Origin of the sequence: Comamonas sp. GB3 AK4-5 (genome assembly GCF_041320665.1) — a bacterium.
In the GTDB taxonomy this organism is placed as follows: domain Bacteria; phylum Pseudomonadota; class Gammaproteobacteria; order Burkholderiales; family Burkholderiaceae_C; genus Comamonas.
The window spans coordinates 1078230-1093187 of record NZ_CP166730.1 but is presented as its reverse complement, the minus strand read 5'-3'; the positions used below and the strand labels follow the sequence as shown (position 1 = coordinate 1093187).

Annotated in this window: 13 protein-coding genes; 11 read left to right on the top strand and 2 right to left on the bottom strand. The window is 64.7% G+C overall.

Annotated features, from left to right (window positions below; all coding sequences use genetic code 11):
* Positions 1 to 171: 171 nt before the first annotated feature.
* A complete protein-coding gene (locus tag ACA027_RS04800) occupies positions 172 to 1212 on the top strand; it encodes a DNA/RNA non-specific endonuclease (protein ID WP_370682510.1) in 1041 nt (346 codons plus the stop codon).
* 228 nt (positions 1213 to 1440) lie between these two features.
* On the opposite strand, the gene ACA027_RS04795 is transcribed toward ACA027_RS04800, so the two are convergent.
* Both ACA027_RS04795 and ACA027_RS04790 read right to left on the bottom strand, forming a co-directional pair.
* A complete protein-coding gene (locus ACA027_RS04795; RefSeq protein WP_370681265.1) occupies positions 1441 to 1980 on the bottom strand; it encodes a hypothetical protein in 540 nt (179 codons plus the stop codon).
* 193 nt (positions 1981 to 2173) lie between these two features.
* A complete protein-coding gene (locus ACA027_RS04790; RefSeq protein WP_370681264.1) occupies positions 2174 to 3022 on the bottom strand; it encodes a TOBE domain-containing protein in 849 nt (282 codons plus the stop codon).
* An 83-nt stretch (positions 3023 to 3105) separates the two neighbouring features.
* Here ACA027_RS04790 and modA point away from each other — a divergent pair, with 83 nt between their 5' ends.
* The 10 genes from modA (at position 3106) to miaB (ending at position 14938) form a co-directional block, all read left to right on the top strand.
* Positions 3106 to 3861 carry a molybdate ABC transporter substrate-binding protein gene (modA, locus tag ACA027_RS04785; RefSeq protein ID WP_370681263.1) on the top strand — a complete coding sequence of 252 codons (756 nt, stop codon included), beginning with the start codon at positions 3106 to 3108 and terminating at the stop codon, positions 3859 to 3861.
* 322 nt (positions 3862 to 4183) lie between these two features.
* Positions 4184 to 4882, top strand: coding sequence for a molybdate ABC transporter permease subunit (gene modB / locus ACA027_RS04780; protein ID WP_370681262.1), 699 nt, complete (start codon positions 4184 to 4186; stop codon positions 4880 to 4882).
* A complete protein-coding gene (gene modC / locus ACA027_RS04775; RefSeq protein WP_370681261.1) occupies positions 4879 to 5991 on the top strand; it encodes a molybdenum ABC transporter ATP-binding protein in 1113 nt (370 codons plus the stop codon). Before modB ends, modC begins: the two co-directional genes overlap by 4 nt.
* A gap of 404 nt (positions 5992 to 6395) precedes the next feature.
* Positions 6396 to 9446: a formate dehydrogenase-N subunit alpha gene (gene fdnG / locus ACA027_RS04770; protein ID WP_370681260.1), complete on the top strand. Its 3051-nt coding sequence runs from the start codon at positions 6396 to 6398 to the stop codon at positions 9444 to 9446.
* Between the two features lie 11 nt (positions 9447 to 9457).
* The gene (gene fdxH / locus ACA027_RS04765) at positions 9458 to 10375 is read left to right on the top strand and encodes a formate dehydrogenase subunit beta (protein WP_370681258.1); all 918 of its coding nucleotides are present in this window, start codon (positions 9458 to 9460) and stop codon (positions 10373 to 10375) included.
* A complete protein-coding gene (locus ACA027_RS04760) occupies positions 10372 to 11031 on the top strand; it encodes a formate dehydrogenase subunit gamma (RefSeq protein ID WP_370681257.1) in 660 nt (219 codons plus the stop codon). The genes fdxH and ACA027_RS04760 overlap by 4 nt, the downstream gene beginning before the upstream one ends.
* Positions 11028 to 11993 carry a formate dehydrogenase accessory protein FdhE gene (gene fdhE / locus ACA027_RS04755; protein WP_370681256.1) on the top strand — a complete coding sequence of 322 codons (966 nt, stop codon included), beginning with the start codon at positions 11028 to 11030 and terminating at the stop codon, positions 11991 to 11993. Before ACA027_RS04760 ends, fdhE begins: the two co-directional genes overlap by 4 nt.
* A 96-nt stretch (positions 11994 to 12089) precedes the next feature.
* Positions 12090 to 12983, top strand: coding sequence for a formate dehydrogenase accessory sulfurtransferase FdhD (fdhD, locus tag ACA027_RS04750; RefSeq protein ID WP_370681255.1), 894 nt, complete (start codon positions 12090 to 12092; stop codon positions 12981 to 12983).
* A 77-nt stretch (positions 12984 to 13060) separates the two neighbouring features.
* Positions 13061 to 13483 (top strand): hypothetical protein, encoded by a 423-nt coding sequence (locus ACA027_RS04745; RefSeq protein WP_370681254.1) that lies wholly within the window; start codon positions 13061 to 13063, stop codon positions 13481 to 13483.
* Between the two features lie 123 nt (positions 13484 to 13606).
* Entirely contained in the window at positions 13607 to 14938 is a 1332-nt protein-coding gene (miaB, locus tag ACA027_RS04740; protein ID WP_370681253.1) for a tRNA (N6-isopentenyl adenosine(37)-C2)-methylthiotransferase MiaB, read from the top strand.
* The last annotated feature ends 20 nt before the right edge of the window (positions 14939 to 14958 follow it).

The window sequence follows — 14958 nt, the reverse complement described above, 5'->3', positions numbered from 1 at the left end:
ACAGTTATCTATAGTACTCATTCTCTCTAAGGCTTACACTGCATCACTGTACTGCTATTTGAAAAAGAGCAGACATGGTCTGTCCCCTGGGGCAGTGCATCTTTCCCCCGAGCCTGGCTGACGGTCTCCTGCGATGCCCCGCATGCAGCAGGAGCGCGCAGCTGCGTGTCCATGGCCTCCCGCAAGCGCAAGTCCTCCCTCGCTCCCCTGCACTGGTTTCACCGCCTCCGGCAACGCCTGACCGGGCGGACGGCCTGTTTCATCTGGGGCGCCCTGTTCGGCAATGCCGTGCTGGTGCAGACCCTGGGGCCCTGGGACTTGCTGACCCGCAGCCCCGAAAGCCTGTTGAGCGAGCGCTGGCGCCTGGTGTTGAACGATGCCCGCCAGCAGCTGCGTGGCTGGGGCCAGGCCTGGACCGATGACGCCACACGCCTCTTCAAACAGCGCGTAGGGGAATGGGCCAACGCTCCCGAAGCCACCATCTCCTTGCCGGCCCCGGCCGCCAGCACGGCAGATGACAGCTCGGCCTTTGCCGCCTGCAGCGACCAGTTTCCGCAGCGCCGCGCCCTGCAGCCTGCCAGCGTGGATGCGCTGTGGTCTGCCCGCGCCCTGTGCTCGGATGGCTTTGCCGTGTTGTATTCGGGGCGCACCAAGACCCCCATGGTGGTGGTCGAGCGCCTGAACCGCCACCGGCTGCAGCAGGCCGCAGGCCTGGCCCGCACCGATCGCTTCTATGCGGATGCCCGCGTGCCCGGATCGCAGCGCGCCGATCTGTCCGACTACCAGGGCAGCGGCTATGACCGCGGCCATATGGCGGCCGCCGCCAACCAGTACACTGCCAGCGGCATGGCCCAGTCATTTGCGCTGACCAACATGGTGCCGCAAGACCCCACCCACAACCGCAAGGTCTGGGCCAAGCTGGAAGCCGATGTGCGCAAATACGCCCAGCGCGCGGCCGGCGATGTGTTTGTCTATACCGGGCCGCTGTATACCGATGCCGCACCGCGCATGGGCAGCGGCCAGGTCTGGGTGCCCAGCCAGCTGTTCAAGCTGGTGTATGACGCCAGCAGCCAGCGCGCCTGGGCCTATGTGCTGCCCAACAATGCACAGGCCCAGATCCAGCGCCCCATGGACTATGCCGAGTTTGTGGTGCAGACCGGCTGGCATTTGCTGGCGGGGCTGCCGGTGCGGGCCGGGGTGCACACACCCTGAGCCGCTTCGCGTCTTCCCCCTCTCTGGCTTCGCCGGAGGGGGACGGCACCAGCGCGGCGGGACGGCCCTTGCGCGGTGCCCTGACCTATGCGGCGCCAATTTCATGCGCCATGGATATCAGCAACGCGGATGCATCACTGGAATGTCCCGCTGTGGGGACTGCGAGCAGGATGGTGCTTTATGAGGCGACCCTGTTTAGGCAGCGCCTGCTGGAAGAAGTAAGCGCGCTCAGCCCACGCGGCTGTCGTCGGCAGAGGCGGCCTGGGGCAGCTCCGCATCGGTGCGCAGGCGCACGCGCATCCAGAAGCCGCGCGCCTCACCAGGCTTGACCAGCTTGGTGCTGAGCTTGAGGCGCTTGAGCGGGGGCACCTCCACGCCATGCAGCGTGGGCATGCGGAAGATGGCTTCTTGCGAAGGCATCTTCCAGTACTGGTCGTAGCCCGCATGGTAGGAGACTTCTTCGCAGATGCCTGTGCGCTGCAGATCGGCCATCATGCGCGCCGTCAGCACTTCACCCTGGGCCTGGCCCAGGGCCTCGACCTTGATGACGCGCTGGGTATTGGGGCAGACATAAATCCAGACCTCCCCCGGCGCCTGCAAACCTTGCTCGACCGGTTTTTCCTGCACGGCACGTTCGGCGCGGCGCATGGCCTGGGACTCGTCCTTGCCCATGAAACGGCCACCCCCCACCTTGCTTTCAGCAGCAGGTGCAGCAGCGGCAGCTTCGCTGCCAGGCAGATTGGATTTCAGTCGGTCGAAAATACTCACAGATAACTCTCAGCGGTAGTGCGCTGCCTCCTCAGGCAAAGGCGTGGTTCTGGCCCGTATTGTGTCAAAAACAACGCGTCTTCGGGGCATGTTGGCCTTTGCGCATGGTCATTCCACCCAAGGACTGGGGCAAATCGATCCACTATCCCATTTTCAGGGTCAGTGCCGATTGACCTGCATCAAGCCGCCAGGTTTACGCCCCATCCACCAGGGCCAGCACCACGGCCGCGGCCGGGATATGCACCGCCACGGCCATGCCTTCATGCCAGGGCCCTTGCGCCCCGAAGCCCACCACGTGCACTCCACCGGGCAGGCGCACGGCCAGCTCATGGCTGTAGCCGCCCACCTCGGCATCCATGCGCGCCAGCGTGCCTTGCCAGTAGGTGGCTTGCAGACCTCGGTCCTGGGCTGCGTCCGCCTCTTCCAGCGACAGCACCTGCACGGCCGTGGCCTTGCACATGGCCAGCAGCTCCCGGCCTGGGGCCAGCGCCAGCAACTCGGCGCTTTCATGCGTGATCTGGGCCTGCAGCGCAGGGGGGGCAGTCTTGGCGTTTTTCGCGGTCGATGTGGCTGCGCAATGCAGCTGCACCATCACCCGGCTGCCCTCGGTTTGCAGCGCATCCACCGTGCAAGGCCATTGGTTGCGCATGCTGGTGCGCACGGCCAGGCGGGCCAGCACCGGGGGCGGCAGGCCCGCGCCTTGCAACCGGGCCAGCACTTCGGCGCGGGCCTGCTCCATGGCGTCGGCCGCACGCAGCAGGGCATGGCCGGCCGCCGTCAGCGTGGCGCCGCCCCCGCCGGCGCCGCCCACGCTGCGCTCCACCAGGGTGATGCCGGCCAGATTGGTCAGGGTGTCCAGCGCCTGCCAGGCCGCCTTGTAGCTGATGCCGCTGTCGCGTGCGGCCTGGGAGATGGAGCCATTGAGTGCCAGCTGGCGCAGCACCATGAGGCGCTTGTCGCTCATGCCATGGCCCAGGGCCTCCAGCAGAGCGGGGGCGGGCAGGGAAACGGATGCAGCAGAGGAAGCGGGGATATCAGCCATGGCCGCCATCATGCCCGCACATCCCGGCTTGCTGCGGCGTGCTGTCCTATACTCGACGTTATTCACCAAAGGAATAACGAACCATGACCACTTTCTCTCTGCGTCACCTGATCCTGCCTTCCGCCCTGCTGCTGGCCAGCGCCGCCCACGCCGACGAAGTGTCCGTGGCTGTGGCCGCCAACTTCACCGCGCCCATGCAAAAGATTGCGGTGCAGTTCGAGAAAGACACGGGCCACAAGGCCGTGCTGTCGTTTGGTGCCACCGGCAAGTTCTACGCCCAGATCGCCAACGGCGCGCCCTTTGGCATCTTGCTAGCGGCCGATGACAGCACGCCCGAAAAAATCGCCAAGGAAAACCGTGGCGTGGCCGAGTCGCGCTTCACCTACGCCATCGGCCAGCTGGTGCTGTGGAGCAAGCAGCCCAACTACGTGGATGACAAGGGCGCCGTGCTCAAGACCGGCGACTACAAGCACATCGCCATCGCCAACCCCAAGCTGGCCCCTTACGGCCTCGCCGCCATGCAGACCGTGGAAAAGCTGGGTCTGACTGCACAGGTGCAAGCCAAGACCGTGCTGGGCGAGAACATCGGCCAGACCTACCAGTTCGCCGCCAGCGGCAATGCCCAGCTGGGCTTTGTGGCCCTGTCGCAGGTGATGGAAGACGGCAAGCTGCGCGAAGGTTCGGCCTGGATCGTGCCCGAAAGCATGCATGAGCCCATCCGCCAGGACGCCATCGTGCTGAACGCGGCCAAGGACAATGCGGCCGCCAAGGCTTTGATGGATTACCTCAAGGGTGACAAGGCCCGCGCCATCATCAAGTCCTACGGCTACGCGTTCTAATTTTTCACGCCATAGCAAAGCCTTGGGCTTCGCTGGCCGCCTCGTTTGGAGGTGTCCATACAGCGCTTCATGCGGTGTTGCTGGCCCTGGGCCGTACCAAAGTACTGTCTGCAGGCCAGCGCCTAGCCTGAAGCGCTGTCTGGCCATTGTGGGGATGCACCTACTCCTGGCTGCAATGCACAGGCCCACTCCAGCATATCTAGAAACTCATAGCAGTTGCCGCTTATAAAAAGCCAGTTTCAAGCCTATTTGGTTTTGAAAATGGCTTTCTATCAGCGAATACAGCTCCTTTTTTCACAGTGCAATCTTTGCGCTTTACGCAGTGAACTCTCCCATCCTCAGCCCCGAAGACTGGGCCGCCATCCGCCTCACGCTGGAGCTGGCCAGCGTCACCACCGTGCTGCTGCTGGTGCTGACCACGCCGCTGGCCTGGTGGCTGGCGCACACGCGCTCGCGCTGGCGTGGGCCGATTGGCGCCGTCGTGGCCCTGCCCCTGGTGCTGCCGCCCACGGTGATCGGCTTTTACCTGCTGGTCACCATGGGGCCCAACGGCCCCATAGGCCATTTCACCCAGGCGCTGGGGCTGGGCCATCTGCCCTTTACGTTTCCGGGGCTGGTCGTGGGTTCGCTGGTGTATTCGCTGCCCTTTGCCGTGCAGCCGCTGCAGCGCGCTTTTGAATCCATGGGCAACCGTCCGCTGGAGGTGGCCGCCACGCTCGGCGCCAGCCGGCTGGACCGTTTCTTCACCGTGGCCCTGCCCCTGGCGCGGCCCGGCTTCATCACCGCGGCCGTGCTGACCTTTGCCCACACCGTGGGCGAGTTCGGCATTGTGCTGATGCTGGGCGGCAACATCCCTGCCGTGACCCGCGTGGTCTCGGTGCAGATCTACGACCATGTGGAAGCCATGGAATACGCCCAGGCCCATTGGCTGGCCGGTGGCATGGTGGCCTTTGCCTTTGTGGTGCTGATGCTGCTGAACTGGCTGCAGCCCCGCGACAGCCGCAACGCCTCGCCGCTATGAACCCACACAGCATGAATGCCCACCACCAGGCCCAGCGCCACATCACCGCCCGCCTGCAGCTGCAGCGCGCCGACTTTGCGCTGGACGTGGATCTGCAACTGCCCGGCCAGGGCGTGACCGCACTGTTCGGCCCCTCGGGCTGCGGCAAGACCACGCTCTTGCGCAGCATCGCCGGGCTGGAGCGGGCCCGTGGCCGCGTCACCGTCAATGGCGAGCGCTGGCAGGACGATGCCGCACGCCACTGGCTGCCCACCCACCAGCGCGCCCTGGGCTATGTGTTCCAGGAGGCCAGCCTCTTCCCCCATCTGACGGCCGAAGAGAACATCCGCTACGGCCTGCGCCGCACACCCCAGGCCCGCCAGCGCGTGGCCCTGGAGCAAGTCATCGATTTGCTCGGCATTGCCCAGTTGCTGCCGCGCAAGCCCTCCACGCTGTCGGGTGGTGAGCGCCAGCGCGTCTCCATCGCCCGCGCCCTGGCCACCAGCCCGCGCGTGCTGCTGATGGACGAGCCCCTGTCCGCCCTGGATGCCGAGCGCAAGGCCGAGCTGCTGCCCTATTTCGACAAGCTGCAGGCCCATCTCGACATTCCCGTGCTCTATGTCAGCCACTCGCTGGACGAGGTGGCCCGCCTGGCCAGCCAGCTGGTGCTGCTGCGCGCCGGCCAGGTGGTGGCCCAGGGCGATACGGCCAGCCTGCTGTCGCGCCTAGATCTTCCGCTGGCCCAGGGCGATGCCGCGGCCGCCGTGGTGCCTGCCACCGTCACAGGCCATGACGCAGTCCAGCACCTGACCACGGCCAGCTTTGACGGCGGCCAGCTGCGCCTGGTGGGCAGCCAGGAGCGCGCGCCCGGCACTGCCGTGCGCCTGCGCATACAGGCCCGCGATGTGAGCGTGGCGCTGACAGCGCCGCAGGGCTCCAGCATCCTCAATGTGCTGCCGGTGGTGATTGCCGCCATACAACCCGACGCCCAAGGCCACGCCATGCTGCAGCTGCAAGCAGGCAAAACCACGCTGCTGGCGCGGCTGAGCCTGCATTCGGTGCAACAGCTGGGGCTGCAGGTGCACCAGCCGGTGTTCGCCCAGGTCAAGGGCGTGGCCCTGCTGGATTGAGTGCACGCTTTGCGGCCTGCTGCGCCCCGGCGCATATATACCCGAGCGCAACACTCTTCTTTGCTGGACATCAAGGTTTGGTGTGACTAGATTGCCGATCCTTCCAGCAACTTGTAAGCGTCTGTTCGCATCGCCAACAGATTCCAGGGGCTGGACGACATGAAGGCTTGAGGGCCTTCACCCAATTCCTCGCTTTGCGAACCAGCTCCTACCGAAGCGGTTCAATTGCCTGCCATTGGCACCCCCTCAACATTCGACGTGGCCCGTGAGGTCCGGCAATGTGCGGGCAATCGTCAAGGTCGAGGTTCCGAGTCCGGGCTGTTCCCCCGGCTCACCAGGCATTGCGGCCTGCAAACCTAACGCCCTCCATGGTCATGGGAGCGCGGTTTAAGAAAAAACTCACGATGAATCACGGCAGAAGACGTTTCTTCAAGCTGTGCGGCGCCGGTGCTGCTGGCGCCACCGCTACCGCTCTGGGCTTTGCCTCTTCGGTTGCACACGCAACCCTGCCCCGCCAGTACAAATTGCTGCGCGCCAAGGAAACCCGCAACAACTGCACCTATTGCTCGGTCGGCTGCGGCATGCTGATGTACAGCCTGGGCGATGGCGCCAAAAACGCCAAGTCCAAGATCTTCCACATCGAGGGCGACCCGGATCACCCCGTCAGCCGTGGCTCGCTGTGCCCCAAGGGCGCGGGTGCGCTGGACTATATCCACTCCGACCAGCGCCTCAAATACCCCGAGGTGCGCGAAGCCGGCACCAACGCGTGGAAGCGCATCAGCTGGGAAGAGGCCAATACACGCATTGCCCGCCTGCTCAAGGACGACCGCGACGCCAACTTCATCGAGAAGAACGACAAGGGCCAGACCGTCAACCGCTGGCTCAGCACCGGCATGCTGGCCTCATCGGCCGCGTCGAACGAAACCGGCATCCTCGACTTTCGCTTTGCGCGTGCCATGGGCATCGTCGGCTTTGACTGCCAGGCCCGCCTGTGCCACGGCCCCACGGTGTCGGCACTGGCCCCTTCGTTTGGCCGTGGCGCCATGACCAACCACTGGGTGGACATCAAGAACGCCAATGTGATTTTGGTCATGGGCGGCAACCCCGCTGAGGCCCACCCGGTGGGCTTCAAGTGGGCAATCGAGGCCAAGATCCACAACAACGCCCACCTGATGGTGGTGGACCCGCGCTTCAACCGCACGGCCTCGGTGGCGGACTTCTACGCCCCCATTCGCGCAGGCTCGGACGCTGCCTTTTTGATGGGCGTCGTCAACTACCTGCTGCAGCACGACAAGATCCAACACGACTACGTCAAGGCCTATACCAATGCCAGCCTGATCGTGCGCGAGGATTACAGCTTTGACGAAGGCCTGTTCAGCGGCTACGACGCGGACAAAAAGGTCTACGACAAATCCAGCTGGACCTATGAGCGCAACGCGCAAGGCCATGCACTCAAGGACGAGACGCTGCAGCACCCGCGCAGCGTGCTGCAGCTGCTGAAAAAACACGTGGAGCGCTACACGCCCGAGATGGTGGAAACCATCACCGGCACAAAAACAGAAGACTTCCTGCATGTCTGCGAGCAACTGGCCAGCACCTGCGTGCCCGATCGCACCGCCACCTTCCTCTACGCCCTGGGCTGGACCCACCACACCGCAGGCGCGCAGATCATCCGTGGCTCCGCCATGATCCAGCTGCTGCTGGGCAACATCGGCATGGCCGGCGGCGGCGTGAATGCGCTGCGCGGCCACTCCAACATCCAGGGCTATACCGACCTGGGTTTGCTCTCCACCCGCCTGCCCGGCTACCTGAACCTGCCGCAAGACCAGCAGCAAACCATCGAGCAGTACCTGAAAGAGGCCACACCGCAGGCCGATCTGCCCGGCCAGGTGAACTACTGGAAGCACACGCCCAAGTTCTTCGTCAGCCTGATGAAGGATCTGTACGGCGAACATGCCACGCGCGAAAACAACTGGGGCTACGACTGGCTGCCCAAGTGGGACCGCAGCTACGACATGCTGGCCTACTTCGACCTGATGTACCGCGGCAAGGTCAACGGCTATATCGCCCAGGGCTTCAACCCCGTGGCGGCCATGCCCGACTCGGGCAAGGTGCGCGATGCGCTGTCCAAGCTCAAGTTCCTGGTCATCATCGATCCGCTGCAGACCGAGACCTCCACCTTCTGGAAGAACCACGGCGAGTTCAACGACGTGGATCCAGCGCAGATCCAGACCACGGTATTCCGCCTGCCCTCATCCTGCTTTGCCGAGGAAAACGGCGCCATCGTCAACTCCGGCCGCTGGCTGCAGTGGCACTGGGCCGCACAAGAGCCACCGTACGAAGCGCGCCACGACGGCCGCATTCTGGGCGGCATCTTCATGAAGCTGCGCGAGCTGTACGCCACGGAAGGCGGCGCAGGCATGGAGCCCTTGATGAACATGCGCTGGGACTACCACGACCCGCTGGACCCCCACCCCGAAGAGGTGGCCAAGGAAGCCAATGGCTACGCCCTGGCCGACCTGTATGACGACAACGGCAAGCTGATCGCCAAAAAGGGCCAGCTGCTGTCGGACTTCGGCATGCTGCGCGACGACGGTACGACCTCAAGCTACTGCTGGATTTTTGCCGGCTCGTGGACGGAAGCAGGCAACCAGATGGCCCGCCGCGACAACACCGACACCGGCCTGGGCAACACCCCCGGCTGGGCCTGGGCCTGGCCGGCCAACCGCCGCCTGCTCTACAACCGCGCCTCGGCCGACCCATCCGGCAAGCCCTGGGACCCCAAGCGCCAGATCCTGCACTGGGATGGCAAGCAATGGGGCGGCTCCGACGTGCCCGACTACCCGCTGACGGCTGCACCCAACAGCGGCGTGAGCCCCTTCATCATGCAGCCCGACGGACTGGGCCGGCTGTTCTCGCTCAAGGGCATGAACGACGGCCCCTTCCCCGAGCACTACGAACCCACCGAGAGCCCGATTGCCGCCAACCCGCTGCACCCCGCCGTGAGCAAGAGCCCGGTGGCGCGCGTCTTTGCCGACGATGCCGCCCGCATGGGCTCGCGCGAGCAGTTCCCCTATGTGGCCACAACCTACTCGATCACCGAGATGTTCCGCCACTGGACCAAGCACGCGCGCCTGAATGCCATCGTGCAACCCGAGCAGTTCATCGAGCTGTCGGAGAAGCTGGCAGAAAAGAAAGGCATCAAGGCGGGCGACATGATCCGCGTCTCCAGCCAGCGCGGCCACATCAAGGGCAAAGCCGTGGTGACCAAGCGCGTGATGACGCTGCAGGTCGCAGGGCAAGAGATCGAGCAGATCGGCATTCCCTGCCACTGGGGCTACGAAGGCACGACGCGCAAGGGCTATCTGGCCAACACGCTCAGCCCGGGAATCGGCGATGCCAATGCACAAACCCCTGAGTTCAAGGCCTTTTTGGTCAACATCGAAAAAGCATAAGGCGAGGCCCCATGAGCATGCAATCCCAAGATATTGTGCGGCGCTCGGCCACCAATGGCCTCACGCCCGCAGCACGTGCACGCGATCACAAAGCGGAAGTTGCCAAACTGATCGATGTGAGCATCTGCATTGGCTGCAAGGCCTGCCAGGTCGCCTGCAGCGAATGGAACGACCTGCGCGATGACGTGGGCGAGAACTTTGGCGTCTACGACAACCCGCGCGACCTCTCGCCCGAGAGCTGGACGCTGATGCGCTTTGACGAGCACATCAACGAAAAGGGCAAGCTGGAGTGGCTGATCCGCAAGGACGGCTGCATGCACTGCGAAGACCCAGGCTGCCTCAAGGCCTGCCCGCAGCCCGGCGCCATCGTGCAGTACGCCAACGGCATCGTGGACTTCCAGTCCGAGCACTGCATAGGCTGTGGCTACTGCGTGGCCGGCTGCCCCTTCAACATCCCGCGCATCAGCGAAAAGGACAACAAGGCCTACAAGTGCACGCTGTGTTCCGACCGCGTGGCCGTGGGCCAGGAGCCGGCCTGCGTCAAGACCTGCCCCACCGGCGCCATCTCGTTTGGCACCAAGGACGACATGCTGGACAGGGCTGAAGGCCGTGTGGCAGAGATGAAGACCCGTGGTTTCGACCATGCCGGCGTCTACAACCCGCAAGGCGTGGGCGGCACCCATGTGATGTATGTGCTGCACCATGCAGACCAGCCCGAGCTGTACCACAAGCTGCCCAAGGAACCCAAGATCAGCGGCGTGGTCGAGGGCTGGAAGGGCTTGCTCAAGCCACTGGCCGCCGTGGGCTTCATTGCCACGCTGGCAGGCGCTGCGGCCCACTACATGGCCACCGGCCCCAACGAGATCGATGAAGACGAGGACCACCACCACGACCACGCCAAAAAGGGCAAGCAAGGAGACCGGGCATGAAAAAAGACCGCGAAATTCTGCGCACACCACTGCCTGACCGCCTGTGCCATTGGGCCATGGTGGTGTGCTTTTTCCTGGTGGCCCTGTCCGGCCTGTCCTGGGTCTTCCCCAGCCTGAACTGGCTGAACAACGTGTTCGGCACACCGCAGATGGCGCGGCTGCTGCACCCCTTCTTCGGCGTGGTGGTGTTTGTGGCGCTGGTCTATCTGTTCGTGCGCTTTGTCAAATACAACCTGTTTGCCAAAGAGGACCGTATCTGGGCGGAGAACGTCAAATCCGTGCTGGCTGGCGACCACAGCAAGCCGCTGCGCATTGGCAAGTACAACGCCGGCCAGAAGGTTTTGTTCTGGGGCATCATGAGCCTGATCAGCCTGCTGCTGATCACCGGCCTGGTGATCTGGCGCGCCTATTTCGCGCACCTGTTCCCGATTCCCGTGCTGCGCGTGGCCTTGCTGCTGCATGCGGTCGCCGGCATCGGGCTGATGCTGCTGATCCTGGGCCACATCTACCTGGCCTTCTGGGTCAAGGGCTCGATCCGCGGCATGGTCACCGGCTATGTCAGCCATGCCTGGGCCAAGGCCCACCACGACCGTTGGCATGAGGAAATATCGGCCAAAGGCAAGCCCACCAAGGCCAAGGCAGGGCGCACGCGATGAGCATTCGTATCGTCCCTGAATCGGAACGCTCGCCGGGCGTGACCCACATCCCCGCGCTGCAGCTGCCCTCCGGGGCCCTGCCCTATGCGCCGCGCGCAGCACGGCTGCGCAAGCTGGCCCACGGCCATGCCATGGCCGACTACCTGCTGTGGGCTGCCGACCTGGTCGACGCCCAGCAGGCCGTGGCCGAGGCCGCACCGTTGCCCGCGACAGAACAGGCCGCACTGGCCCAGACGCTGCTGCTGCAGCAGGGCCAGCCCCCTGCACCGCTGCACAGCGGCCAATGGCCGCGCAGCGCCCACTGGCTGGTGCTGCTGGAGCAATTGCTCCAGCAGCTCACCCCACGGCCCGGCATGCAGGGTGCGCCCGTGCAGCAGGCCCTGGCCACACTGCGCGCCGCCGATGCAGCACAGTGCAACGCCTGGGCCGACGCCCTGCTGGCCGCGCTGCGTGGCGATGCACTGCCGCCGGACACAGGAGCGGCGCTGCCCGATGCCGCCGTGGGCCAACTGCTGTGGGCCGCGCTGTCACTGTATTGGCGCCAGCTGGCCGGCCAGCTGCCGGCCTCTGGCATGGCCGAGCCCGGCGAGCAGCGCCACCAATGCCCGGTCTGCGACCATGCACCCACGGCCAGCCTGGTGCTCAGCGGCGCACAAGCCGGTCTGCGCTATCTGCAATGCAGCCTGTGCGAGAGCCAATGGCATGTGGTGCGCACCAAATGCACCAGTTGTGACAGCACTGGCGCACTCGATTACTGGTGTCTGGAGGACGAGAAGGCCCCCATCAAGGCCGAGGCCTGCGGCGACTGCCACAGCTACCTCAAGGCTTTTTATCTGCAGGCCGATCACCAGCTGGAGCTGGTGGCCGACGACCTGGCCAGCCTGGCGCTGGATGCGGAGATGGAAGCCAAGGAGTTGGTGCGCAGCGGCGTCAATCCGCTATTCCTGCCAGCCTTGGCGTGACATCGCTCTGCGTCGTCTACCGCGCCTTCCTGCGCGGAGCCGGGGTTAACTCGGCGCTGGCACCAGGCTTTGCCCGCATTCGATAATGCCATCGCCATGACTGATGCCTGCCCCCTGCCCTCTTCGCCCGCTCCCGACTCCATCCCCTGCGTGCTGCCGGTGACGGCACAGCAGTTGCGCCTGGAGGGCGATGGCTGCGTACAGCCCCAGGCCCAGACCCGGGTGCTGGCCAACGAGGTACCGATTGCCCTGGTGTTCAATGGCATCTCCCACGCGGTGATGATGGGCACGCCACAGGATCTGGAGGACTTTGCCCTGGGCTTTGCGCTGAGCGAAGGCATTCTCGACCGCGCCGCCGATTGCTATGGCATCGAGGTGAACACCGTGGCCGCCGCTGTGGCCGGCCTGCCCGAGGGCATGGATGGCGTTGAGGTACAGCTGGACATTGCCGCGCGCTGCTTTGCCCGGCTCAAGGACCGCCGCCGCAGCATGAGCGGACGCACCGGTTGCGGCGTCTGCGGCGTGGACAGCTTTGCCGCCCTGGACCTGGACTTTCCTGCCCTGCCGCCCCAGCCCTGGATTGCGCAGGTCGATCTGCCCACGGTGCTGCGCGCCATGGAGCAGTTGCCGGCCCTGCAGTTGCTGAACCAGCAGGCCGGCGCCATCCATGCCGCCGGCTGGGCCACGCTGGATGGGCAACTCCACGATGTGCTGGAAGACGTGGGCCGCCACAACGCGCTGGACAAGTTGCTGGGCCGCCTGGCGCGCAACGGCAAGCTCACCGAGCCCGGCTTTGTGGTGCTCTCCAGCCGTGGCAGCCATGAGCTGGTGCGCAAATGTGCCAAGCTGGGCGTGGCCGCCCTGGCCACCATCTCGGCCCCCACAGCCATGGGCGTGCGCATGGCCGAGCTCACCGGCCTGCGCTTCTGGGGCCTGTGCCGCCCGCCCCAGGCGGTGCTGTATGCGCCGGGGGCTGCAGCAGGCGCATGAGCCAGAACATGCCCCACTGAAACACGCAGACAGCAGCAGCTTCGTACAATCTCGGCCCCAGCCCCTGGATATACACCATGCCCCGCTGCCCCATATTTTTCTCACCAGGCCTGCGCCTGTGCGCCGCTGCCCTGCTGGCGACCCTGCTCGCTCCACTGTCTGCGGCCCATGCCCAGACCATCCCCTCTGTCCATGCCCAGACCACGCCTGCCGGCACGCGCGGTGTAAGTGAAGCGGCCCAACGCAGCTTTCCAGACAATGTCCAACGTGGCGTGATGCAGGTCGCGCCCCTGCCTGAGCTCACCATCAACGGCAAGCTCCTGCGCACCACACCAGGCTTTCGCCTGCTCGACGCCAAAAACCGCCTGGTGTTTGCCCACACCCTGCAGGGCCAAACCTTCACGGTGAACTATGTGATCGAGCCCAGCACCCGCTGGCTGCACCAGGCCTGGATACTCACGCCCGAAGAAATCCAGGCCAAGCTGCCCTCGCAGCGCTAGCCCTCTGCGCGCTCCGCTCCCGATTCGCTCCTTTTTTTGACAGCCTCCAGCGCATGCCCTATGCGCCAGAAGGCGATTGACCCCATAAGACCTGCGCGCAAGCGCTAGCGTCGCCCCACTGCCATGACCACCAAAAAAGTCTTTATCAAAACCTTTGGCTGCCAGATGAACGAGTACGACTCGGACAAGATGGCCGATGTGCTGGGCGCCGCCCAGGGCTACGAATCCACGGACGACCCCGAGCAGGCCGACCTGATTCTTTTCAACACCTGCTCGGTGCGTGAGAAGGCGCAGGAGAAGGTGTTCTCCGACCTGGGTCGCTTCAAGCACCTCAAGGAAAAAGGCGTGCTCATCGGCGTGGGCGGCTGCGTGGCCAGCCAGGAGGGCGAGGAAATCATCAAGCGCGCGCCCTATGTGGACGTGGTGTTTGGCCCCCAGACCCTGCACCGCCTGCCCGAGCTCTTGAACCAGCGTGCGGCCAAGGCCAAGCCCCAGGTGGACATCAGCTTTCCCGAGATCGAAAAATTCGACCACCTGCCACCCGCCCGTGTGGAAGGCGCTTCGGCCTTTGTCTCCATCATGGAAGGCTGCAGCAAATACTGCAGCTACTGCGTCGTTCCCTACACGCGCGGCGAGGAAGTCAGCCGCCCGTTCGAGGACGTACTGGTGGAAGTGGCCGGCCTGGCCGACCAGGGCGTGAAGGAAGTCACGCTGCTGGGCCAGAACGTCAATGCCTACCTGGGCAAGATGGGTGATACGACAGAGATTGCCGACTTTGCCCTGCTGCTGGAATATGTGTCCGAGATCCCCGGCATCGAGCGCATCCGCTACACCACCAGCCACCCCAACGAGTTCACGCCCCGCCTCATCGAGGCCTATGCCAAGCTGCCCAAGCTGGTCAGCCATTTGCACCTGCCCGTGCAGCATGGCAGCGACAAGATCTTGATGGCCATGAAGCGCGGCTACACGGCTATGGAATACAAGAGCACGATCCGCAAGCTGCGCGCCATTCGCCCGGATATGGCCATGAGCAGCGACTTCATCGTGGGCTTCCCCGGTGAGACCGAGGAGGACTTCCAGAAGATGATGAAGCTCATCCACGACGTGCGCTTTGACAACAGCTTCAGCTTCATCTTCAGCCCCCGCCCCGGCACGCCGGCCGCCAATCTGCACGACGACACGCCGCACGAGGTCAAGCTGCGTCGCCTGCAGGAGTTGCAGGCCGTGATCAACCAGAACATCAAGGACATCAGCGAAGAGCGCGTGGGCACGGTACAGCGCCTGCTGGTGGAAGGCCGCTCCAAGCGCGACGGCAGCGAGCTCATGGGTCGCACCGAGTGCAACCGCGTGGTCAACTTCCCCGGCAACGAGCGCCTGCTCGGCCAGATCGTGGACGTGAAGATCACCGAAGCCAAGGCCTACACCTTGCGCGGTGAAGTGCTGGTGCGCGATTAAGTTCGGCCGCAAAGGCAAGC